24 protein-coding genes are annotated in these 21,946 nt (G+C 41.8%); all 24 read right to left on the reverse strand.

Annotated elements, in window-relative coordinates; all coding sequences use genetic code 11:
• Positions 1-179: 179 nt before the first annotated feature.
• Entirely contained in the window at positions 180-866 is a 687-nt protein-coding gene (locus NE665_RS15185) for a hypothetical protein (protein ID WP_117444234.1), read from the reverse strand.
• Positions 863-1,024 carry a hypothetical protein gene (locus tag NE665_RS15190; RefSeq protein ID WP_181968926.1) on the reverse strand — a complete coding sequence of 54 codons (162 nt, stop codon included), beginning with the start codon at positions 1,022-1,024 and terminating at the stop codon, positions 863-865. Before NE665_RS15190 ends, NE665_RS15185 begins: the two co-directional genes overlap by 4 nt.
• A 241-nt stretch (positions 1,025-1,265) precedes the next feature.
• Positions 1,266-1,604, reverse strand: a complete 339-nt coding sequence (locus NE665_RS15195; RefSeq protein ID WP_117444233.1) for a transporter — start codon at positions 1,602-1,604, stop codon at positions 1,266-1,268.
• Positions 1,601-1,798, reverse strand: a complete 198-nt coding sequence (locus tag NE665_RS15200; protein WP_117444232.1) for a DUF4177 domain-containing protein — start codon at positions 1,796-1,798, stop codon at positions 1,601-1,603. Before NE665_RS15200 ends, NE665_RS15195 begins: the two co-directional genes overlap by 4 nt.
• Positions 1,785-2,255, reverse strand: coding sequence for an NUDIX domain-containing protein (locus tag NE665_RS15205; protein WP_117444231.1), 471 nt, complete (start codon positions 2,253-2,255; stop codon positions 1,785-1,787). Before NE665_RS15205 ends, NE665_RS15200 begins: the two co-directional genes overlap by 14 nt.
• Positions 2,256-2,292: 37 nt before the next feature.
• Entirely contained in the window at positions 2,293-2,544 is a 252-nt protein-coding gene (locus tag NE665_RS15210; RefSeq protein WP_117444230.1) for a DUF2700 domain-containing protein, read from the reverse strand.
• 61 nt (positions 2,545-2,605) lie between these two features.
• A complete protein-coding gene (locus tag NE665_RS15215; RefSeq protein ID WP_117444229.1) occupies positions 2,606-3,385 on the reverse strand; it encodes a Cof-type HAD-IIB family hydrolase in 780 nt (259 codons plus the stop codon).
• Positions 3,386-3,829: 444 nt separating this feature from the next.
• Positions 3,830-4,027: a hypothetical protein gene (locus NE665_RS15220; RefSeq protein ID WP_147324025.1), complete on the reverse strand. Its 198-nt coding sequence runs from the start codon at positions 4,025-4,027 to the stop codon at positions 3,830-3,832.
• A 32-nt stretch (positions 4,028-4,059) separates the two neighbouring features.
• On the reverse strand, positions 4,060-4,386 hold the full coding sequence (locus NE665_RS15225) for a helix-turn-helix transcriptional regulator (RefSeq protein ID WP_181968925.1): 327 nt from the start codon (positions 4,384-4,386) through the stop codon (positions 4,060-4,062).
• 279 nt (positions 4,387-4,665) lie between these two features.
• Positions 4,666-5,157: a GNAT family N-acetyltransferase gene (locus NE665_RS15230; RefSeq protein ID WP_117444226.1), complete on the reverse strand. Its 492-nt coding sequence runs from the start codon at positions 5,155-5,157 to the stop codon at positions 4,666-4,668.
• 356 nt (positions 5,158-5,513) lie between these two features.
• Positions 5,514-6,098: a sugar O-acetyltransferase gene (locus NE665_RS15235; RefSeq protein WP_117444225.1), complete on the reverse strand. Its 585-nt coding sequence runs from the start codon at positions 6,096-6,098 to the stop codon at positions 5,514-5,516.
• 243 nt (positions 6,099-6,341) lie between these two features.
• On the reverse strand, positions 6,342-6,785 hold the full coding sequence (locus NE665_RS15240; protein ID WP_181968924.1) for a pyridoxamine 5'-phosphate oxidase family protein: 444 nt from the start codon (positions 6,783-6,785) through the stop codon (positions 6,342-6,344).
• Between the two features lie 90 nt (positions 6,786-6,875).
• Positions 6,876-7,211 (reverse strand): helix-turn-helix domain-containing protein, encoded by a 336-nt coding sequence (locus NE665_RS15245; RefSeq protein ID WP_117444223.1) that lies wholly within the window; start codon positions 7,209-7,211, stop codon positions 6,876-6,878.
• A 233-nt stretch (positions 7,212-7,444) separates the two neighbouring features.
• Positions 7,445-8,125 carry a dihydrofolate reductase family protein gene (locus tag NE665_RS15250; RefSeq protein ID WP_117444222.1) on the reverse strand — a complete coding sequence of 227 codons (681 nt, stop codon included), beginning with the start codon at positions 8,123-8,125 and terminating at the stop codon, positions 7,445-7,447.
• Between the two features lie 92 nt (positions 8,126-8,217).
• Positions 8,218-8,538, reverse strand: a complete 321-nt coding sequence (gene rhuM, locus NE665_RS24770) for a RhuM family protein (RefSeq protein ID WP_336245893.1) — start codon at positions 8,536-8,538, stop codon at positions 8,218-8,220.
• Positions 8,519-8,851 (reverse strand): hypothetical protein, encoded by a 333-nt coding sequence (locus NE665_RS24775; protein ID WP_233104711.1) that lies wholly within the window; start codon positions 8,849-8,851, stop codon positions 8,519-8,521. Before NE665_RS24775 ends, rhuM begins: the two co-directional genes overlap by 20 nt.
• A gap of 15 nt (positions 8,852-8,866) precedes the next feature.
• Complete coding sequence (locus tag NE665_RS15260; protein WP_233104710.1) at positions 8,867-13,423, reverse strand: hypothetical protein; 4,557 nt, start codon at positions 13,421-13,423, stop codon at positions 8,867-8,869.
• A gap of 87 nt (positions 13,424-13,510) precedes the next feature.
• Positions 13,511-15,151, reverse strand: coding sequence for a 23S rRNA (uracil(1939)-C(5))-methyltransferase RlmD (rlmD, locus tag NE665_RS15265; protein WP_256302567.1), 1,641 nt, complete (start codon positions 15,149-15,151; stop codon positions 13,511-13,513).
• On the reverse strand, positions 15,138-15,755 hold the full coding sequence (locus NE665_RS15270; protein ID WP_117444220.1) for an HAD family phosphatase: 618 nt from the start codon (positions 15,753-15,755) through the stop codon (positions 15,138-15,140). The genes rlmD and NE665_RS15270 overlap by 14 nt, the downstream gene beginning before the upstream one ends.
• Before the next feature lie 206 nt (positions 15,756-15,961).
• The gene (locus tag NE665_RS15275) at positions 15,962-16,876 is read right to left on the reverse strand and encodes a sulfite exporter TauE/SafE family protein (RefSeq protein ID WP_117444219.1); all 915 of its coding nucleotides are present in this window, start codon (positions 16,874-16,876) and stop codon (positions 15,962-15,964) included.
• 220 nt (positions 16,877-17,096) lie between these two features.
• Positions 17,097-17,903, reverse strand: coding sequence for a pyrroline-5-carboxylate reductase (proC, locus tag NE665_RS15280; protein WP_117444218.1), 807 nt, complete (start codon positions 17,901-17,903; stop codon positions 17,097-17,099).
• A gap of 28 nt (positions 17,904-17,931) precedes the next feature.
• Positions 17,932-20,313, reverse strand: a complete 2,382-nt coding sequence (gene hypD, locus NE665_RS15285) for a trans-4-hydroxy-L-proline dehydratase (protein WP_117444217.1) — start codon at positions 20,311-20,313, stop codon at positions 17,932-17,934.
• Positions 20,314-20,316: 3 nt separating this feature from the next.
• Positions 20,317-21,231 (reverse strand): trans-4-hydroxy-L-proline dehydratase activase, encoded by a 915-nt coding sequence (locus tag NE665_RS15290; RefSeq protein ID WP_117444216.1) that lies wholly within the window; start codon positions 21,229-21,231, stop codon positions 20,317-20,319.
• A complete protein-coding gene (locus NE665_RS15295) occupies positions 21,228-21,803 on the reverse strand; it encodes an XRE family transcriptional regulator (RefSeq protein WP_117444215.1) in 576 nt (191 codons plus the stop codon). Before NE665_RS15295 ends, NE665_RS15290 begins: the two co-directional genes overlap by 4 nt.
• Positions 21,804-21,946: the final 143 nt, after the last annotated feature.

Consider the following 21,946-nt stretch of genomic DNA (forward strand, 5'->3'; position numbering starts at 1 on the left):
CTTTTCTCGGCATATAAAAACAGATGACTCTAAGGATTTCTAGTCCCTTTATCATCTGTTTTCTTTTTTACCCACTCATTAGTTTAAAGCGCTATTTTACAAAACCACTCTCTAGTTTACATTACCCCTAAAAGGGCAATGTTTGGGAGCTATCCGATTACCGTACGTATACAGTCCGTTTATTTCGTGTTCACAAAGGGCTTCCATTTTCTGGCTTTCAACGCGGCAGTCTCGAAGGAACAGATATAGGAATTTTTCAAATGATCGGTAAATACAATCACCTGTTCGGCTTTCCTTGTATGCTCATCATACAGACAGACCCTGCTTGCATTTGCGGATAACAGGTCAATATCCGATTCCAGAAGGCTGTCCGCTATTCGTTCGCTATTGGCTTGCAGGTCATAACGATATGGTGTTGTTTCCTTCACACCCCAATTTGTGATTGCGGATTCTTTGTCAAGATATTCAAACAAACAATAGCCATAGCGACCGCTACCGTCTGAAAAGACACAGGAATACAGCTGCCTCTGTGCAGAGATATCCTTTGATTCTAAATCCTTTACCATAACAGGCGAAAAACTGGCATAGTCCCAGATGGGTGCTTCAATATCACCGGTTTCCTCCCTGACCCACATCGCAAGAAAACGCTGTATGCTTTTGCGCTTCATAAATGCAAGAACTTTATCATTCTCTGCGGCCTTCCCATAATAAGATGCTGTTGCATTTGCCAGCAGTGCACTTTTTAAGGAAATCGCCCTGTCCCCTGCACAGACTGGTTCCTTCCGTTCTTTATCTGCTGTGTCCCTACAGCCTGCAAGCAGCAGGCACAGAAGCAGAATCGACAGGAAATACCTTTGCTTGCTCATACAACCAGCTCCCTTCCAGTGATGATTCCATTATGATATGCGATACCTCCTGCACCCCACACGCTCTTTTTGCTTTTCATCCGATATAGAAGACAGTCGTCTACAAAGAACTGGGTGAACAGCACATTTTTACTGCTATTGTCGAAAATACGTAGCATGAGATCTGTCTTCCAGATTCCTGCAATCCTCGTTGCCTACACAAAAGATCCGAAAATACTGCAGCTGGGTTTTCTGCCTTCATCACAGAGCCTTCCATTACAGCCTTTGCGAATAACCATTTGATTCCAGAATACAGCCAGCAGGCTAACATGTGCCGCAATCCCTTTACGGGCAGGAATGGATGACATTTCCTTCCGGTTTGGACCTATATGCAATAAATCTGCGAACACCTAATAATCTTTAATTTTTTCTGCGAATGAACTCTACAAAGGCAAACATGATGGAAATCACACTAAGCACTGCTACGATAAGCTCTGACATATTGTTTGCATACTCTGCACGAGCAGGCTCCATGATGCCAAGGATGAGAAAATAGCTGCACCAGATCAGTCCCAGCAGCAATACCAGGCAGGTGATATATTTTAAAACAGCAGCTGCACCGGAAATCATTTTCAAATTTTTTGTAATCTGCTTTTGTGAATACCCCTTATGCCAGAATAGCTGCTTCAGACCACCGCCCAGTATACCGAATACCAATCCCACAGAAAGACTGACACAGATGGAATAATAAAAATTCATGCGTCCGCTTCCTTAGAGATTGCCAGATCAATCTTACGGATGCAGCCAGTTGCGCTGACCTCTGCAGGTATCATGTTGATAAACTCATAGCCCCTTGCGGCATACGCGGCGATGATGCTTCGATGCTTCGTCGTTGCGATCATGACCATATCCTTCATGTGATAGCTCCTGTTTACAAAATCATACTGCTTCATATCCTTCTCCTTCTGCGTTCATCGTACGCACGCACCTGTTTTCTGCCATACAATATGCGTCTATAAATTTCTTTGAGGGCGAATAGATATGCTTGGGCAGCTGATCAATAGGAAACCATTCCCATGCATCCTGCTTTGCAGGCTCATTCACCCTCAGCTCTCCGCTGCATGCTCTCGCAATCACCTGAATGGTGACAAAATGTCTGTCCGGCTGGATGTCGTCTGCTGCACTGAATACAAACAAATCTGCGATATCCAGATTGGTTTCCTCCTTGGTTTCCCGTATGGCACCCTGTAGCACGGTTTCTCCATACTCCTGCTTTCCGCCGGGAAGACACCAGGAATCCGGTTCATAAATCCCACCGGTATCCGCTGCGTTTTGTACACGGTGTCCCAACAGGATTCTGCCATTTTGTACAATCAGAACACCAATTCCCACACGTATGATCTCCTCCATATAGAAACTCCCTTCCACTTCACTATAAAGCACTTTCTCATTTTTTCTTTTGCTGTAGGCCGATAAGAAATCCAGCCAGCATGCCGAAGCTCATCGTATAGCTCAGCCAGCCACCTCCCAGCGCAGCACCCACAGCCGCACCAAGGCACAAGCCGATACTGAGTCCCTCTGCCATATACGTATCCGCAACGATTATTTCATGTCTTCTTTTTTGCTTCAATACCAGCAAAACTACCACAATGGCAGCTCCTGCTGTCATAACCGGCAGGATGATATGAAAGCTATTCAAATTTACCCACTCCCTGTTGTTCATTTTCATTGCATACAGCTGCCATAAGCAAACCGCTTTCTTATGGAATCAAATTTTTAGCCTTACAGTAATGATAGATTCCTTCCTCTTTTACACTGCCGCAAACCTCATCAGCTGCGGCCTTCACATCCTCGCCGGCATTTCCCATCGCTATCCCGGTGCCAACCGCCTGCAGCATTTCTATATCATTGGTGCCATCTCCAAAGGCAATTGCCTCCTCCTTAGACAGCTGGAAATATGCAAGTATCTTTTCCACGCCGCGTCCTTTTCCGCCATCTGCCGGTATGATATCCACAGCTCTGGGCCACCATGCTGTGATAGCAGCACCACGAACCCCCTTCAAAACAGCAGCATATTCCTCTTTTCTGCCACCCAGCATGATCTGATAGATGTCCTCATTTGCAAGCGCATCGAAGTCCTCGATCACATCGACTGTCTGCTTGCTGATAGCAAAATAATCCACAATGTCCCGATCGCGTCCATTCGCACCCTTGCGGTTTTCATTCGCAAGCACAACGGGACGATGAATCGCCTTCGCGTTACCAATGATTTTATGTACATCCTCAGTCGGTATCGGATTTTTGAAAATCACCTCCTGCTTTGTGTAGCAATAGGAGGCATTGAATGTAAGAAAGGCATCGAAGCTCACCTTCTGAAAATGCGGCACACTTTTTGGCGGTCTTCCGGTCGCTATGCAAATGATGATATGGTTTCGCTGCAGCTGCAGAAGTGTTTCCTCCATCTGCTCACTCATAATTTTTTTATCCATATCAATCAAAGTTCCATCAATATCAAAAAACGCTATTTTTATATTTCGCATACCTTCCTCCATACTATTGCCGCTAAAGCTGAACGCATTTCTGCTTTTTATATTGCAGTCCTCTTTGTCTGTCAGTCATATAAATTATAGTAAACAAAAACAGTAATGTACAGGGAATTCTGTAGATTACTGCAATGTATGGCATTTTTATGGTGCAGCTGCAGTACTGTCATTTCTTATCCGTTTCCGGTAATTTTATTTGAATGCACAGCTTTTGATTCAAATATTCTGCTTTGCACTACCCAAACTATTTGCAATCCTGCAGCCATCCTTATCATTTGCCAGAAAAGCAAAAGAAGTGCAGTCATGTCTGTGCACTCCTTCTAAACTCTGATATTTTCACTGTCTGTTTGAAACTTTATGATACTTTAGAGCTACCTCAATCATCATAAATCCCTGCGTTTATTTAAAGACTCTTCTTATTCAAAATACTATCACTTCAGTTTATATTACGGAATTGGTATGCTTGCTTTTTTTCTCAAGCCAGCGCTGCATCGGCAAAGCGCATAACGCCGTCGCAACTGCACCAGCACCACGAGCAAGCCATACATTTATATGCAGATCATATAATCGCTCCATGACAAATGTTCCAACCTTGATTGCTATAAGCAATACCAGAATCCATTTTACGGTTTGCTGCATTGATTCGCCTTTTTTCATCTTCCTATACCCTGTCAACTGGCGGAAATGAAGGCAAGTACCAGCAGAAGGATAATCACAGACAGCAGCACAGTCAGCTTCTTGGATTGCCGCTGTGTCGGGCGTGATTCCATATCCTGTATTTCCGGTGTCTGTACAGGCCGCTCCTCGTTATCCACAAGGGCATCCATACTGATGTTCAGTGCCTGTGATAAAGCCAGCAGCTGCCTCGCATCCGGAACCGTTTCATTTAGTTCCCAATTCGATATGGTCTGTCTGGTGACACCGACGGCTGCCCCAAGCTGTTCCTGCGAAAGTCGCAGCTGTTTTCTTGCTTTCAGAATATTATTTCCTAACTTCATGTTGACTCCTTTCATAGAAAATTATACGGTACTGCGATTTTCAATACCAGCAAAGATATTTGGAACCTTGTCAAAGATTTTTAACATTACCCCCATCACAGGAATTGAATGATGCGAACACTTTTTCCTGTACTATTTTATCACGATAGACAGAACAGATTACGGCTTCTGCAGGAAAGCATTGAACAGCAATTGTCTATATGCCGGTGTCTCTTGCCACAGCATGAAATATGAGAACTGCTTTGAAGCGCCTGCTTCTATAAAAAAGTGGCTTTTTTTCTAAGCCTTTCGTTTCTCCATAACATCATAGCAGAGAAAATCTCCATGCTCTGTGGGAATTACATGCGACTCTATTTCCCTGTAACCGCGCTTTCTATAAATCGCCTTTGCAGGCAGTGATGCATCCAATCTGCAGCTTGCAAAGACTGCGAATATCGTTTCCTCCGCAAATCTCATAAGACTGCTTCCATAGCCCCTTCCTTGATATTCGGGCAGGACAAACAGCCGACAGATTTCATTTTCCTTGCATGTGACAGTACCGACTGCATTGTGTTCATTATGAAACAGAAGATACACACTGCCGTTTTTTATATCCTGACGAATACGGTTTTCTTTGTGATGCGAAAGGAAAAAGGCCACTGCACCCATGGGATAATAATGCGGATAAATTTCCTGTATGGTGTCTCTGGTAATCGTGCTTACAAGCTGGATCGTTTTTTCGTCCATTGATGCCTGCATAATTGTATATTTTTTCATGTTCTTGCTGGTCATAGCTTCACCCCTCATATAGTATGTACTGTAAGCAAATAGTAGTTGCTGAAGAAACTCTTGATTGCAGCATTTAAGTTAATCGTATCGTTTTGAATCAAGATCAATTCTCCCCTTTGTGTATCGTGGCACACCTCTGCATGCTGCTAACAAAGCCAGTCACTATTGAGAAATCACGATACAGTCACTGCTTTTGCGGCTTCAAACGTGAATCCTCTGTAGGAACTGGTGTGCTCTGACATCATCATCCTTCACTATTTCAAGCGCTCCTTGAATTACATTTCCTGCGGGAATCCGGATTTATTGTTTTGGTATGGCTTCTTCCTCCGGCATCTCTTCGTTTTTCTCCAACCAGGCGCTCATGCATTTTCTTTGATCACACGACAGGGATTTCCATAGGCAATGACATGATCCGGTATGCTTTTTGTTACAACACTGCCGGCTCCAATCACAACATCGTTTCCAATGGTTACACCGGGCAGAATAATCACGCCACCGCCAATCCATACGTTGTCGCCAATGACAACCGGAGCAGTCTGGGTTTTACAAAATTCAAAGGATCCGTCTGCTTTTGGTTCTCCAAAGCGTTCCCTGGCACTGGTAGGATGAAATGCCGTATAGATTTGAACATTGGGAGCAATCAGTGCATTATCTCCGATGATAATGTTATTATCATCCAGAAATGTACAGTTCATGTTGACTTCACAATTATTTCCAAAATAAATATTATTTCCATAGTCTGCATAAAAAGGAGCAGTTATCCATAAATGCTCTCCCATGCCGCCAAGCAGCTCTTTTAAAATACGTTTCTTTTCCTGTGCTGCCGCAGAATCTGTACGATTGTAGTCACGTACCAAATCCTTTGCCTTATGCCATTGCTTCAATAGCTCTTCATCTCCGCAGTCATACAGCTCTCCTGCCAGCATTTTTTCTCTCTCTGTCATCGTTTGTCCTCCTTGCAGCAGCTACAGAAATAGCTGCATTCCTCACAGCTGAGGTTTTTCGCTCTCAATCGTTTGCACAAGAATGTCTTTCATATACCAGCATATCACGCAAGAGCAATCTCTGCCATTCATAAGAACTACCGCTATATAGATTATAACAAGAAACAAGACTATGTACAGAATAATCTGATAGATAGTCTTGTTTTCATATATAGGAAGCTTTCGACTTTATACATAACCAACTTACAGCGGCAAATCCTTCGGTGTGGGAATAGCGAAGGTTTCGGAACTGAAGTTAGAATAATATCTGCCCTTTGTCACCGTTATTTTTAAAACACAGTAATCCGGATCGGTTACCCCCTTTGCATAATACATTGTGTCTCCCTCTTTCCATATCATCTCTTTGCTTTGCGCATCCTCCAGCACCTCAACTGTTCCAAGCAGCATCACACCTCGAAAATAGCGCTTATCACAGAAATAAATACACGCATTCGGATTTTCCCGATACTGTGCCACACGCATGGAAGAGGTATTTGTGGTAAAGTAGAACGTCTGAATTCCAATTCTTTTTCTTGGAGGCAGCATCGCCTTCGTATTTGGAAACCCATCCGCATCCACAGAGCTGATAAACGCAACCCCTTGTTTATCAATTAGCTTTCCAATGGTTGCTTCGCAATCTCTCATCATAAAACTCACCCTCCTTTTCCCCCATTATAGCCTTACCGGATGACTTTGTACATTACCCACTTTTTTGTAACTATAAAGGCCCACGCTCCTTTACGTATCTGTGCAAGCATCCTCCTGCATGATTTCGATTCCTATCGATTGCATGATTTCAATCGCCTCCAGCATTTTCCGTCCACGCCTTGTAAGGCTGTAATCTACGTGCAGCGGATATCCATCATAGCTGTGCTTTTCCACCATACCGCATAGTGTCAATTCCTTCAGCTGCTCAATCAGCATTTTCTGTGAAATGCCCCGTATTTCTTTTTTCAAAACAGATAAAGAGTGTGTACCCTTCCCCAGCTGCCACAGGATCATAGGCTTCCATTTTCCCTTTGTAATATCATGTGTAAGCTCCAGTGGACAGGTATATTCCGTACGTATTTTCATGTTGATTGCCTCGCCTCTTATTCAATAATTATATTCCTCGCGCGTCCCTTTCCTATATACATATTGCTTATCGCTGATTGCAGGAGCTGGTCCTTATCATTCCTTGCCTTTCAAGACTATATGGTTATGATTGTTGCCAGTTGATATATTTGCAGCTTACTTCTTATGATCCTGCGTGCTGCTTTCATAGCTCTGATCCTGTCGGCATGTAAGCTTGTGAATATGCAAGTAGCCTACTTTATAACCCTGTACCTCAGGCGAATATAGGAATTTTCTAAAACATCACATGCACTAAGCTGCAGCGGCCCCAGCAAAGCAAGGTCATTCCTCGAAGTGATAGAAGCGCCGTCAATCAGGGTTGCGGTAGATTTCCCTCCGATCAATATGGGAGCGACTACGATATCCACATAATCAATCAGCTTATTCCTTAAAAACATCCCATTCAATGTGCCACCGGATTGAATGGTCAACTGCATACAGCCATACACTTCCTTTAAAATCCGCAATGCTTCTGTCAAATCCAGAGAATCCTGTCGGATGATGTGCAGATTTTCTTTTTTCACAGAATATGCTGGATGCATAGGATTTTGTGTAAGCAATACGAATTCCTTTGCCCACTCACATACATAACGCACGCCATGCTCCGTTACATGATGATTATCCAGTAGAACAAATGATACAGGTGATTTTGCTGGATAAGCCTTTTCATTAACGCCCATCTTTTTCTGAACTCGTCCGGTATTAAATGACCATAGGTCTGTTGTTTGTTCTATTTCATAATATTGATGCAGGCCTTCTTTTACACCGCTAATTTCTGGAAAATCCTTATCAACATCCAGCTCGTCCGATGCTCCGGTACTTATTTTTCCATCAACAGACATCAGCATAAATAAAGTGGTTATTGCTCTGTTCATTGCCATACCTCCATAATGCTTCCTTGTTATGACATGATGTTATCACAGCAGCGTGGTGTTGTCCTGATAAAAAAAGTACAAAGCTGTCCATATTAAATAGTTGCCATATACATAGGATTGTGGCACATAGCTTGAATTTCCGCAAAATCAAAATATCCTGATACAATATTATTTAAGACCTTTAACTCTTCATCATTGAGATAATTTTTTGCAATACTGATATCTTTCAATACAGAAAAATCACCAGAAAAACTTTTTAATCCCATAAAAAGCTGACTGGCATCCGCACGCTCATATATAACTTCTGCAGCTGTATGTCCTTGTGCTGCATAGTGTAATTTATTTTGTACCATTTTGAAAAATGCAATGGATTCACTATTCTTGGAATCATAATCAACACTTGTTGCATACAGATTTTACTCTATATCCAAGAGAAATAATCATATTAAGATCGTAATGTATTGTATTATAGTTTTTTCCATCTGCAGCAGTTGTTCGGAATTTCCGAACAACTGCATTTTCTTCTAACTCTCCTTCTTCAAAGATATGCTTAATATGCTTACTAATATTGGATTTACTCGTTTGGTAAAGTTCACATAATTGAGCTTGTGTAAGCCAAACAGTTTCGCCTTCCAGCTTCACATCAATTTTTGTATGTCCATCTTCCGTTTGATAAATAATAATTTCATTCTCAACAATATTTGAATTATCTTTATTATCCTCCACCTTGCAGCCCTCCTTTTACCGTTCCATTAATTTCCTACTAACTTCTCTTACTGACCCGAGTTGCCTTTCAAACATGATATCCCATAAGTCCAAACATTTACCAGCAATCTGTTTATCTGTTATTCTACTAGAATTAGCTGTTTCATCGTATAACGATATAATCAATTTTGAAATTTCATCTTCTATGCCCCATTGCTCTCTCAAGGTTTCTACCTCCATCTGTAATACATTCTCACATAGCTGTAAAATAATATCTGCATAGTCAACAATAGAATTTGCATTTTCCTCCAAATAATTAACAAATGCATATATTGTTCTTCTGCTTACCTGTGCTTTCATGAACTCACGCAAAAATTCTCTATCACGCTTTGCATCCACATACTTATCATAGAACATCCTAGATAATGGAAATTCTACATCAGTATCAATGTTTTTATAAGTCAGGATTATTTGCTTTGCCGTCTCCCGATAATCATCAATTTCTAAATAGATTACCGCCATATCCAATATAGCTTTTACCTGCTCTTCACTTTTGGCTTCGGCAGACAACATTATTCTTTCAAATTCAGCATGCCTTATATAAAATTCACAAACGGCATTTCCTCCCATTTTTACAAGTTGTTTATCTTCCGACTCAAAACATTTCTCGATGATATTAATAACCCTTTCCTTGTATTTAGGATATAGAAGAAAAAACATATTTTTCGAATCATGAAAACTTGCCATTCGAATATCTGACTCATACAAACATATAATTTTTTCTCCCGCCCACGCTCTATCGATATTATAAGATGGCCATAAAGCATATAATGACGCAAAACGCACCGCAGGATTTTCATCTCTTGTCAATCCATCAATAATATCTTTAAATCGTAAAAACAAATCCCTATCTTTCAATAGCAAATGTCCTATCGTCCTTGCTGCGTTTCCTCTAACACAATTTAATGCATTACTATGTAACATATCACAACTCTTCATTTCTTTGTCTTCTAAGTTTGTTACATTAGGTTTGTCTAATTCTGGATTACGATGTTTTAAAGCAATATTTATTAATTGTTCCATTACCTCTAAAGACCAATGAGCATCATTTACTTTTTCAACTATTCCACAAAAATATGAAGCTCTATGACTATTCATATCACACGAAAACTCACATAATAACTTCTCTAGAACTGAAAAATCAACCTCCGCCAATTTCTCCGATATTTCCACTCCTAAAAATAAAGAATCCACAAACACAGGTAATACCCGTTCCTTATTCTTTAAAACAAGGTTTATCATTTCCTGTGGATGCTGCTTTACTACTGATTGGAAATCACTCGCATATGCTTCATAAGAACTTTCGATAAATCCACCTTTTTCTTCAATCCATCCATGTTGCCCATGATTTTTCAACTTTCTGTTTGTGATGATTTGAAGCCACTGTCCCTCACTAATATTTTTATCTGAAACAGGTGACTTTACCCACCCTGAATGTACATTCTTATTACAATAGCGAGATGAAACTGTATGAAAGCGCCTATCCAGCACATGCAATAATTCCTTTGTTTTTATGCCAATTCGTTCTTCCGGTAAACACTGTAATAATTCATACTGTAAGTCTCCCCAAAAACTCCAGTACACAGGCGGATATACTTTCTGTTTGTTCTGCTCAATCCTACTTTTATACCATTCAGATGCATTGGGAGAAATATAACGACAAACTGCATCTTCTATTAATAATAATTCTTCTTTATCACAGTTGTTTCCATGAATTTTTAAAACCTCTTTTACAAGCCCCAATTCATCCTCTGCTCCACTGGTATAATCAAAAACATTTTTGTCTACATCATTGCTAAGATAACGCATTATCCGATTGCTATATAAGGGAGATAGAGCTGCCAATCCGCTTAGAATTATTTCATTAAATACATGATACCCTCGCCCCATATATGGTTCATAATATTCAAAAAACCGCTCTGGAGATATACAACATAATGCTATAGTCGCTTTTTTTACTAACCCCACGCAGGCTCTTTCAATATTTCTTTTATGCATATACCTTCCTGACCAGTCGCTATACTTTACTTCCAATCCACTCTCTTTTGGTATATATGGAAGAAATTCATTAAATACAATTTCCACATTATCTATAAAAAAAGAATCATCTGAATCTACTAATTCTTCTTCATAACGGTATACATATCTACCCTGACTTTTTATTTTATTTTGTAGCCAAAAAGAAATAAGTCGGATTGTTCTTGTTCCAAATTTTTTCATCATAGACTTAACATCTATATAAACTTCTTTTGCATACTCAGGATAGTGTTCATAAAACAACATTCTAAGTTCAAACATTTCCTCTCTTTCCTGTGTAATATCATGGAGAAAACATCTCATGAACTGTTCGTCCTCATTCTTATCATAAAAAGCATGTTTCTTAATGAAAGAAATATCATCATCATCTAAATCAGGAGTAATACTCTGCAATAAATTGAAAACTAAAACTTTTTTCTTTGGTTCGGAATACCATCGCTCCAAGACACCTTGATTTCTCAGGATGGTTATATATTGCTTTCTTGAAAAAATAACATTATCTAATAAATATTTACCATAAATCTCATTTTCACAATTATCTAAAATAAATTGAATGATATTATCATCTGGTTCTTGAATTTGCCCTAAAGTCTCATAAAAGACATATTTGACATAATATCTGATACCATCTGAACTCAGCATCTTTTCACCAATTAGAAGAAAATCACTACTATCATATTCCAAAAGATTTTGTAAAAACATCTGTACCTGATACCTTTTTCCAGGTGTTTGCTTACATTTTTCCCCTATAATATTTTCTATATCTTGTCCATTAAAATACTTTTCCATCATCCTTTGGGATATAAAATAATCTAAAATTGATTGATGGGCAAACCCAACACTATTATTTTGAATTGTAATAATTTCCGATGAAACTAAATAATCTAAGCTCGCTTCTTCGACATGCAAGATTTGTTTTGGAACATATAACCGCCCTGTTCTATCTAAAGCGTCAACTATATTCTCCTTAGTTTCACAAACAAATTTCTGCTGTAATCCTGCGGTTACACTTTTTCTGCATATTTGCTCATACCATTTATCTATCAGATGACTGGTCGTTAAACAATCTGCATAGACTTCTTCTATATCCAAATGTTGCCAAATATAAAGATTACTTGGTATTCTTAATAATTTGTTTAACCTGGATGACAACTGCTCATAATGTTTACCCACAATTTTTGTTATAACATCTTCACTAAAATCCGCCACTTTTACTATTCCCCAATCATCTTCAGCAGTTTCTTTCTTTTTAAACAATGAATTTATATTATTATCATTTTCTAAATCGTATGTCCTGCAGACAAATATTATAATTATTTTTTTCTTTCTTTCACAATTCAAGTACTCTACCTGTCTGATTAGTTCCATGCAAACTGCAAGTGCTTCACTGGAATTGGCCTGTGTCCATCTTAAAGCATCCAATTGATCTAAAATAATTACCGCATTTTCGTTTCTTGAAATACAATGCATAGAATAAACAATTGACCCGGGAAGTCCCAGTTCTTGTCCCCAAATTTCACAATTCTTATGAGGTATTCTTCGATCAAGTTTTACTGCAATATAAGGAAGTTTCCTTTCATCGCAATAATTTAAAATTGCCTCTGTACACCCACTTTTTCCATAACCAGCACTTCCAGAAATAATAGTCGATTTTTCATTTTCAATAGCTTTTATACAATCATCAAATTCTTCTCTATGAATTAGACCACCTTGTAATGCTCTAAAACTCTCTCTATACTCTCGATTAATTTCATTGATTTTTGGTGCAATTCTTTTATCACCATCTTTTAAACGAAGAACAATTCCCTGTTTTACAAAATAATCACATAATACAGATTGTGTAATTTGTTTTCCTAATATATCTTCTACAACAACAAACGAAAGTAATGCATTGTAAACTACTTTTTGTTCACTACTAAACAAAACTTTTATATTTTGATTTACGCGTTCCTCCAATTCATATTCTGACATCTGCTTATAAAAGATTCTCTTTAAATAGTCAATACTTTTTAAAACCTCAACCTCTTTATCGCAATCCAAGTCCATTTCAGCGCAAAAACTTTTATAAAATTTTTGAAATCCCTTACTGCTTTTCATTATTTGCATGGAGTAAAAATCTTCTGCTTTGCCACTCGTATTACATGCCCGATTATGTAAATCATATAAAAAAGTGCAAGCCATAGGGCTGACTAATGATACTCTTCTACTGTTATCCCTATTCAGTTGGATTTTCCATGTAGATAATATATCTTTTGCTTTTAAATCGGAAATATTCCAATATTCTTTACTTGTATTTCGCGCTTTACATTGCTGGTGTTCTTTCAGTCCATCAAAAGTCGTAACTAATATATCTGTACCAATCTCATCTGTACCAAGTGCCTCAATAATAACACTATAATTCGTTTCATCTAAAACCTTGAGCATCTCATAGATTATACAGTTTATCTCATATTTATTCCCTTGTTTATCTGCTCTTCCACCTATTTCTAATGGCATGATTTCATCCCTCTCACAAATCCCCAAAAACATTCAAGAATACCCTAACATTTAAATTCATTTTAATAATCTGTTATTCTGCCAAGACTATATCATTCTAAAATATTTCAGCGCTGCCATGATAGCCTTTTCTTTCTCTGGCGGACACTTCGGCTGTCTGGAGTTTTCCGATTTCGGCAGGTTATAATTCACCCTCTCAATAATACCGCATTTCTGCTTTACCTGTGCAATATACAAGTTGCTGACTTTCAATCCGCTTTGCTTCAGAACATACTCCTTAATTTCCTCATAAGCTGCTTTACTCTCCGCCGCCGTCAAATCAACTTCATCCATCTCTAATTCCACATTAATATGCTTCAACTTATTTGATTTAAGTTTGGAAAGCAACACGATACTTTCAACGTGCACGGTATGCGGAAACATATCCACAGGAACCAGTTTCCCCTGCACACGATACCCCATACGCTCAAACACCTGTAAATCACGCATCTGCGTCTGCGGATTACATGAGATATACAGTACCTGACTTGGCTTCATCCGCACCAAACTTTTTATGAACTCCTCACTGCTCCCACTCCGCGGGGGATCCATAATCACCACATCCAGCCGCTTCTTCTCAGCCGCAAGCCTTGACATAAAACGCCCTGCATCGTCACATACAAAACGGATATTGTTAATCTGATTGATCTTTGCATTGATTCTGGCATCCTTTACAGCATCGCCGTTAATCTCCACACCGATCACCTGTTTCACAAAGCGTGACACATACATCCCGATTGTCCCGATTCCGCAATAAGCATCCAGCACCGTTTCCCTTCCATTCAGCTTCAGCAGCTCCACCGAACGCTGATACAGCACCTCGGTCTGTTCATGATTGATCTGATAGAAGGACTTTGCAGAAATTCGGAAGGTCATACCACACAAAACATCCTCGATATATCCGGGACCGTACAGCACACGCTCCTCATCCCCTAAAACCACACTTGTTTTTCTGGTATTCACATTCTGCACAATCGTTGTAATCTGAGGATATCGACTTCTTAATTCCTGTATGAAATTCTTTCTTGCTGGAAACACATTGGAATTCAATACAAGAACGATCATAATCTGCCTGCTCACCGCACCATAACGCACGACTACATGCCGCATAAGCCCTCTTCGCTTATCCTCATCATATGGTTCAATCCGCAGCTTTCCCATCAGCTCTACAATGCCCGCAATGATATCATCACAAATCTCAGGATGCAATGGACAACGCTTATAGGGAATAATGCGATGGGAGAATTCTTCATAAAAGCCGGCCTGAATACGGCGCTGCTTATCCCTTTGAAAGCCGATAATCATTTTATTACGATAATGCCACGGCTCCTCCATCGCTACGATTTCCTCTGCTTTAAGCCTTCCGATTTTCGCCTTTGCACATAGCGTCTGGATGCTGCGGTTTTTAAACTCCCGCTGTCCCTGCGCATTCATATGCAGCAGCTGACAGCTTCCACAGCGCTCATAGATCGGACACTTTACCGCAATGCGGTACGGAGATGCTTTTTTTATTTCCATAACCTCTCCGATATATCCCTTCGCTATGCGTCTGACGATTCGGACGCGTACCTCCTCCTGCTGCATGACCTGGCGTACAAGTACGACATCCTTTCCAGAGCGCAGCAAACCATTATGCGCTTCATCCATACCGGATATAACCCCGGTTACCATCTGATTAATCTTTAACATGACATTCCTCTTTCAACAGCCCTTTCGCTTCTTTGATACATGACACATCATGAAACACTATTCCATGAATTCCCAACCTCTCTGCCTGTCTGATGTTTTCCGCATTATCATCCAGATAAAGAAGCTCTCCGGCGTTCAGCTTATAGCGCTGTAGCAGCACCTCAAAAATATGGGGATCCGGCTTGTTGGTTTTCTCCTCATAGGATAATACCGCCCCATCTGCCAGCGGAAAAAAACGCTGGGTTTTCTTCAGAAAATCCGCAGAATCCTGACTGATATTGGATAGGATATATACTCCATAGCCAGCGTCCTTCACCTGCTTCATAAATGCGATGCTTTCCTGCATCGGTTCCATCAGCTGCAGCCAGTTCTGCAATACAATATTTGTTTCCTCAATCATATCCGGATATGCTTTGTGATATACTGCATACAAATCCTCCAGCATCCAGATGCCCTGATCATACTTCTCCCAGGCCTCATGCGTAAAAATGCGGTTGCATATACGATGTGTCCTTTCTTCACTCTGAAACCAGCGGATAAAATAGGCTTCAGGCGCAAAGCTCATCAAAACATTTCCTATATCAAATACAATATGCTTTATCATGTTCCGTACTCCTTGTTCTCCTCTCTATTATACTATAAGAAGCCTCTGCTTCCCAGTCATCTTATTCCGATATTACAAAAAGCGGCCTGGCTGATAGCATGATGATCTGTACATATTCTATATCGCAGCAATACGGCAACTGCATTTCTATTTTATACAGCTGGAAACCAAGAAAAAAGAGATCACAAGCGGATCCCTTTTCAATGTTAATCTACAATTTCTACTGTTTCAGCTTTACCTGCTGTGGTATGCTCCTTAACCTTGGAGAATCCTGCACGAAGCATAACTGTGGATGTATATACCGTTACACATACAACGATCCATTTCAAAACATCCAGCGGCAGTGATTTAATCAGAAGTGATGCAACCAGTGTAGCAATCGATCCGAATATCGCCATGGAGAGTGCTGATTTACGATTGTATGCCCCCTCCTTAATAAACTTCACAGATGCAGGCGGCATCAGAAAGGCACAGGAGCCCATCATGATTGGAAATGCCACATCCGGTGACATTCCCAGCAGATACACCAGTACCATACAAGGGTTGTACAGGCCGACACCTGCTGTCATCAATGCCCCCAGAATGAAGTTGACAATACCGGCAATTACCAGTTTTCCACCTGCCAAACCAATGGCGTCTCCACCGATCGGCATCAAATTCAAGAGGCTTGCCAGCATAATGCATGCTGTACATGCCAGAGCGAAGCCCATCACCAGACGGATTTTTTTCTCTGACATACGGGAAACCACACCAGCCCCAAGAACTGCACCAAGCATTGCGGCAGCCAGCATGACAACCAGCGTCCATGCTTCTACCTTGACAACCGTTGTAAAAATCAGTGCCTGCAGCAACACAGGAATACAGTTGGCAACATTCATTGTCCCCGGAATCAGCTTATCCCGTGTCTGTTTCGTGAATTTCAGCAATGCTGTCTGTGGAGCAAATGCTCCAATTCCCAGTGGATCAAAGAAATTAACCAGGGCACCGATGGCACCGGTCTTCCACCAGGAAGTATCCCCCTCAAACTCATCCTTGTGTTTGATCAGGTCATAAGCGAAAAATGCAGTGTATCCGATCAGCAGTACGATCAGCAATCCAATAATAATAGTTGTAATATCCATAATCTTCTCTTTAACTCCCAATGTACGCTCTTGCGTCTTCTCTGTTATTTAACTCCAATGCTGCCTATGTGATCATCACCGACGCGCTGTTCCAGCATCCCTCTGTAACAGCGCACCGTTTGGGTTTACGCCGGAATTGCTTTCGCAGACATCCCTGCCTTACGCAATTCCTTAGCATAACCACAATGTGAATCTCAGTTTTCATCCAAACATTTGATTTTTATTTTGACATCTCTCTTGATTTATCTGCACATGCCTTCATACCCTGCATAATGCTGGAGCGAAAGCCGCTCTCCTCCAGCTTTGCGACAGCGGCGATGGTCGTTCCTCCCGGTGAACAAACCATATCCTTCAGCTCTCCCGGATGCTTTCCGGTTTCCAGAACCATCTGGGCACTTCCCAATACCGCCTGTGCCGCAAATGTATATGCCTGTGGTCTTGGCATCCCTTCCACAACTGCAGCATCTGCCATTGCTTCAATCATCATATAGACATACGCCGGTGATGAACCGCTGACAGCAGTCACTGCATCCATCAGGTGCTCCGGTACAATTTCACTCTTACCGAAGCTGTTGAAGATGGCCGTAATTTCTTCTGTTTCTTCCTTTGTCACATTTTTAGCAGGTGCAATGGCAGCCATGCCTTCTCCGACAAGCGCCGGTGTGTTCGGCATCGTCTTCACAATTTTGATTTCTCTTCCAAACAGCTGGGCAACAGCCGCAGAGGATTGTCCGGCAGCGATAACGACAATGATGACATCCTCTTTTACAACATCCTTGATCTGGTTGATGACTACCGGATACAGGAACGGCTTAACAGACAGCACGATGATATCGCATACCTTTGCCAGCTCTGCATTATCCGTTGTCGTATTAACACCATAGCTTTCCCTTACGCGTGCAAGGCTATCCTCATTGATGTCGGATACATAAATGCTTTCTCTGGCAGTCAGACCGGCTTTGATGATGCCCCCTATCATCGCACCGCCCATATTTCCGCTGCCAATAAATCCAATGGTCTTGTTCATAAATGTTTTCCTTCTTTCCTAATATTGCTTATGCAAAGCTTTGTTCCGTACGATTGATGATTTCATCCTGCAGCTCCTTGCTCAGATTGCGGAAGTGATCGGAGTATCCTGCGACACGTACAATCAAATCCCGGTATTCCGCAGGGTTCTGCTGTGCCTTGATCAAGGTTTCACGATCAATAACATTGAACTGGATGTGGTGTCCGTCCATATTGAAATATGAGCGGATCAGATTTGCCATATTGTTCAGTCCGTCCTCTCCGGCAACAACGCTTGGTGTAAACTTCTGATTCAGCAGAGTTCCGCCGGTTGACAGATGATCCATTTTACTTGCGGAGCGAATAACAGAGGTCGGTCCGTTCACATCCGCTGCCTTTTCCGGAGAGATTCCCTCACTGACCGGCTTATGTGCCAGACGGCCGTTTGGAGAAGCCAGCATGACCTCACCGAAATATACGTGACAGGTCGTCGGCAGCATATTGATTCTCCACTGACCGTTACGCATATTCGGACGACCGGTAATCGTATTCTTATAGAAGGTGAAGACCTCCTTCATAATCGCATCGGCGTAATCATCATCATTTCCGTACTTCGGCGTCTTGCGGGATACCAGATTGAAAATGCGCACATGCTCTTCTCCTTCAAAGTTATCCTGCAATGCCTTCATCAGCTCACCCATTGTAAAGTTCTTTTTGTCATACACATTGTATTTAATTGCAGATAAGGAGTCGGTTATCGTTCCGATTCCTACTCCCTGCAGATAGTTCGTATTGTAGCGTGCTCCTCCGGCATTGTAATCCTTGCCGTTTGTGATGCAGTCATCCGTGATGATGGAAAGGAATGGTGCCGGCATGTATTTTGCATAGATGCGGGTAATCATATTGCTTCCCTTTACCTTGATATCCGCAAAGTGCTCGATCTGCTTTTTGTAGGCAGCAAACAGCTCCTCATAGCTCTTGAAGTCTTCTGCTTCTCCAAGCTGTAAACCAAGCTGCTTTCCGCCAACTGGATCGAATCCGTTGTGCAGTGTGATTTCCAAAATCTTCGGCAGATTGAAATATCCCTGCAGAATGTATGCCTCACGTCCAAAGGCACCGGTTTCCACACAGCCGGAGGTTCCTCCACGCCGTGCATCTTCAATGGATTTACCGGCATTCAGCAGCTCCTGAATGATAGCCTCCGTATTGTAGAAAGCAGGCTGTCCCCAGCCCTTACGGCTGATTTCACATGCTCTCTTGATGAATTTTGTCGGTGTTTTTTTGGAGATTTGCACGTTGCTGGATGGCTGCAGCAGCTTCATTTCATCCATAACATCCAGAATCAGATAGGATACATCATTCACCCCGTCTTCTCCCTCGGGTGTGATTCCTCCGGTATTGATGTTTGCGAAGTCCGTATAGGTGGAGGATTCCTTCAGCGTAATTCCCACCTTCGGAGGCGCCGGCTGATTATTGAATTTTACCCACAGACATTCCAGAAGCTCCTTTGCCTTGGATTTATCCAGACGTCCCGCCTCGATATCTGCTTCATAGAACGGATTCAGATGCTGATCCAGACGGCCCGGGGAGTAAGCATCCCATGGATTCAGTTCGGTTGTCACCCCGAGGTGAACAAACCAGTACATCTGAATCGCCTGCCAGTAGGTTTGCGGCTTATGTGCCGGAACGATGTCACAGTTTGCGGCAATCTGCAGCAGCTCTTCCTTACGTACAGGATCACTTTCCTTTTCCGCAAGCTCTCTTGCCAGCGCTGCATAGCGTTTTCCCAAAATCATAATGGCATCGCACATAATGCTCATACCGCGTAGCTCATCGCGTTTTTCGATCGCCTCCGGATCGTTTAGGAAATCAATCGCAGCAATCGCTTCTTCGATATCCTGCTGGTAATCCAGGAATCCCTTCGCATAGATTTTCTCGGAACCGACGGTGTGACCTGGACCACGCTGCTCCATAAATTCTGTGAAAATACCTGCTTCATAGCAGTCTCTCCATTCCTGTGACATGGAGTTGATAATCTTATGACGAATGGAGCGTTTTTCCCAGAACGGAATAATCGTTTCCTCCTGCTGCTTCATATCCTCTTCACTGACCTTGAAGCAGATCAGCTCACGGTCATTCATAACCTTCATATCCTCCAGTGTATGACAGCAAAGCTCCGGGAAGGTTGGGGTTGACTGCGGTCCGGCACCCTTATCTCCGACGATCAGTTCCCCGTCTTCGATGGTGATGGTTTTGCGGGAAAAGATTTCCTTCATCGACAGTGCCCGCAGCTCCGGAATCGATACCTCACCCTCATATTTCTTGTAGGCATCTGTCATGAGCATGGCACGCTCCATAAAGATATGCGGTGTTGTTTCCTCGCTCTGCTTCCTTAGCTTCTTGATACGTTCATTCATTCCTCTGAGTTCCATTGTTTATCCTCCTATCTTAACCTGTTGAAAACCATGTTCCTCAAACAGTGATTTCAGCATTTCCATATGCTCCTGTGATGGCACGTCCAAATCCGCTGCGGGATAGACGCGACCAAGCTTTTCATATTTGCTGCTTCCCGTATTATGATACGGCAGCAGATTCACCTTCACGATTCCAATGCGCTTTTTCAAATATGCAATGATATCCAGCATCGTATCTGCATCACTGTTCACTGGAACAACGACCGGTATGCGGATATTGATATTCGCACGGCTGTCTGCCAGAAATTCCAGATTCTCCAGAATGACTGCGTTGGATTTTCCCATATACTTTTTATGTGCTTCATCATCCAGCGTCTTGATATCGTACAGGAAGGTATCTACATACGGCAGTAGTCGTGCATAGCTTTCCTTTGGCGCATAACCGCAGGTATCAATCGCGACATTGTATCCCTTATCCTTCAGCTGTTTGCACAGCTCCTGTAGATAGTCGATATCCTGCGTCATGACCTCTCCCCCGGAAAGGGTCACTCCACCGCCGCTTTCCTCATAGAAATGCGCATCCTTGTTTACGATGGTCATCAGCTCTTTGATACTGTACTGCTTCCCGACGATTTCACGATTGTTGTGCAGACAGTAGTCCAGACAGTCTGCACATAGCACACATTTCTCTGTATCGGTATGTGCTGTACCATCCTCCTCAATCGTAATGGCTCCATGACTGCATGCCTTCCTGCAATAGCCGCAGCCATTGCATTTTTCACGGTTAAACATCAGCTCCGGTGCATACCTCTGACTTTCCGGGTTGTGGCACCACCAGCAGTTCAGCAGACAGCCCTTAAAGAATATCGTTGTACGGATACCGTCTCCGTCATGCACAGAATATTTCTGAATATTGATTACGGTAGGCTCTTTCATAGCTTCTCTCCTGCTTCCTGAAAAAGGTTCGGTGTATTGATGGTGATGAATTTTACGACCTTATTGGTCTGATTGCTCCAGTTATGTGTTCTTGTGGATTTGTAATGTGCACAGTCTCCCGGATACAGATCACAGACATCATCCTCGATCTGCAGGGTCAAAATGCCTTCCAGCACGTAGACGAATTCTTCCCCCTCATGTGGATACGGCAGCGATTCCTCCACTTCCTTTTGGGGCAAAATCTCGACCAGCTTCGGCAGCATTTCCCCACGATCTGCCATATTTGTCATCGCATATTCGATGATTGAGCTTCCCTCAATACGCAGAATTTCCCGCTCATAGCTGCGCAATACCGCTTTTTCCTTGGTTTTCGGCTGTTCCATGAAATACGTCATCTCAACCCCGAGCGCCTTTGCGACCTTTTTCAGCGTATCGTGAGCAATGGAGGTCAGTCCCCGTTCCAGCTGGGACAGATAACCGATGGAAAGCTCCGTTGCTTCACTGATATCCTTCAGTGTCATCTTATTTTCTGTCCGTTTCTGTTTGATTAGTTCACCAATATTTTTATTCATATACAGCAACACCTCTTTACAGGCTTATTATATATTTCACAAGTGAAGCTGTCTATCCTTTTAAGTAAAATTTACCTTAATTTACGTTAATTTTTGAATTATACTGCATATTTTAACCTTTTATACAAGTAATATGCCCTATT

Source organism: Clostridium sp. DFI.1.208, from assembly GCF_024463855.1.
Classification (GTDB): Bacteria; Bacillota_I; Bacilli_A; order Erysipelotrichales; family Erysipelotrichaceae; genus Clostridium_AQ.

What these genes read in the sequence shown, in the direction of transcription:
- NE665_RS15185 (WP_117444234.1), bottom strand. Translation starts at nt 866, where the DNA reads ATGAGCAAGCAAAGGTATTTCCTGTCGATTCTGCTTCTGTGCCTGCTG.
- NE665_RS15190 (WP_181968926.1), bottom strand. Translation starts at nt 1,024, where the DNA reads ATGCTACGTATTTTCGACAATAGCAGTAAAAATGTGCTGTTCACCCAG.
- NE665_RS15195 (WP_117444233.1), bottom strand. Translation starts at nt 1,604, where the DNA reads ATGAATTTTTATTATTCCATCTGTGTCAGTCTTTCTGTGGGATTGGTA.
- NE665_RS15200 (WP_117444232.1), bottom strand. Translation starts at nt 1,798, where the DNA reads ATGAAGCAGTATGATTTTGTAAACAGGAGCTATCACATGAAGGATATG.
- NE665_RS15205 (WP_117444231.1), bottom strand. Translation starts at nt 2,255, where the DNA reads ATGGAGGAGATCATACGTGTGGGAATTGGTGTTCTGATTGTACAAAAT.
- NE665_RS15215 (WP_117444229.1), bottom strand. Translation starts at nt 3,385, where the DNA reads ATGCGAAATATAAAAATAGCGTTTTTTGATATTGATGGAACTTTGATT.
- NE665_RS15220 (WP_147324025.1), bottom strand. Translation starts at nt 4,027, where the DNA reads ATGCAGCAAACCGTAAAATGGATTCTGGTATTGCTTATAGCAATCAAG.
- NE665_RS15225 (WP_181968925.1), bottom strand. Translation starts at nt 4,386, where the DNA reads ATGAAGTTAGGAAATAATATTCTGAAAGCAAGAAAACAGCTGCGACTT.
- NE665_RS15230 (WP_117444226.1), bottom strand. Translation starts at nt 5,157, where the DNA reads ATGACCAGCAAGAACATGAAAAAATATACAATTATGCAGGCATCAATG.
- NE665_RS15235 (WP_117444225.1), bottom strand. Translation starts at nt 6,098, where the DNA reads ATGACAGAGAGAGAAAAAATGCTGGCAGGAGAGCTGTATGACTGCGGA.
- NE665_RS15240 (WP_181968924.1), bottom strand. Translation starts at nt 6,785, where the DNA reads ATGATGAGAGATTGCGAAGCAACCATTGGAAAGCTAATTGATAAACAA.
- NE665_RS15245 (WP_117444223.1), bottom strand. Translation starts at nt 7,211, where the DNA reads ATGAAAATACGTACGGAATATACCTGTCCACTGGAGCTTACACATGAT.
- NE665_RS15250 (WP_117444222.1), bottom strand. Translation starts at nt 8,125, where the DNA reads ATGAACAGAGCAATAACCACTTTATTTATGCTGATGTCTGTTGATGGA.
- NE665_RS15260 (WP_233104710.1), bottom strand. Translation starts at nt 13,423, where the DNA reads ATGCCATTAGAAATAGGTGGAAGAGCAGATAAACAAGGGAATAAATAT.
- rlmD (WP_256302567.1), bottom strand. Translation starts at nt 15,151, where the DNA reads ATGTTAAAGATTAATCAGATGGTAACCGGGGTTATATCCGGTATGGAT.
- NE665_RS15270 (WP_117444220.1), bottom strand. Translation starts at nt 15,755, where the DNA reads ATGATAAAGCATATTGTATTTGATATAGGAAATGTTTTGATGAGCTTT.
- NE665_RS15275 (WP_117444219.1), bottom strand. Translation starts at nt 16,876, where the DNA reads ATGGATATTACAACTATTATTATTGGATTGCTGATCGTACTGCTGATC.
- proC (WP_117444218.1), bottom strand. Translation starts at nt 17,903, where the DNA reads ATGAACAAGACCATTGGATTTATTGGCAGCGGAAATATGGGCGGTGCG.
- hypD (WP_117444217.1), bottom strand. Translation starts at nt 20,313, where the DNA reads ATGGAACTCAGAGGAATGAATGAACGTATCAAGAAGCTAAGGAAGCAG.
- NE665_RS15290 (WP_117444216.1), bottom strand. Translation starts at nt 21,231, where the DNA reads ATGAAAGAGCCTACCGTAATCAATATTCAGAAATATTCTGTGCATGAC.
- NE665_RS15295 (WP_117444215.1), bottom strand. Translation starts at nt 21,803, where the DNA reads ATGAATAAAAATATTGGTGAACTAATCAAACAGAAACGGACAGAAAAT.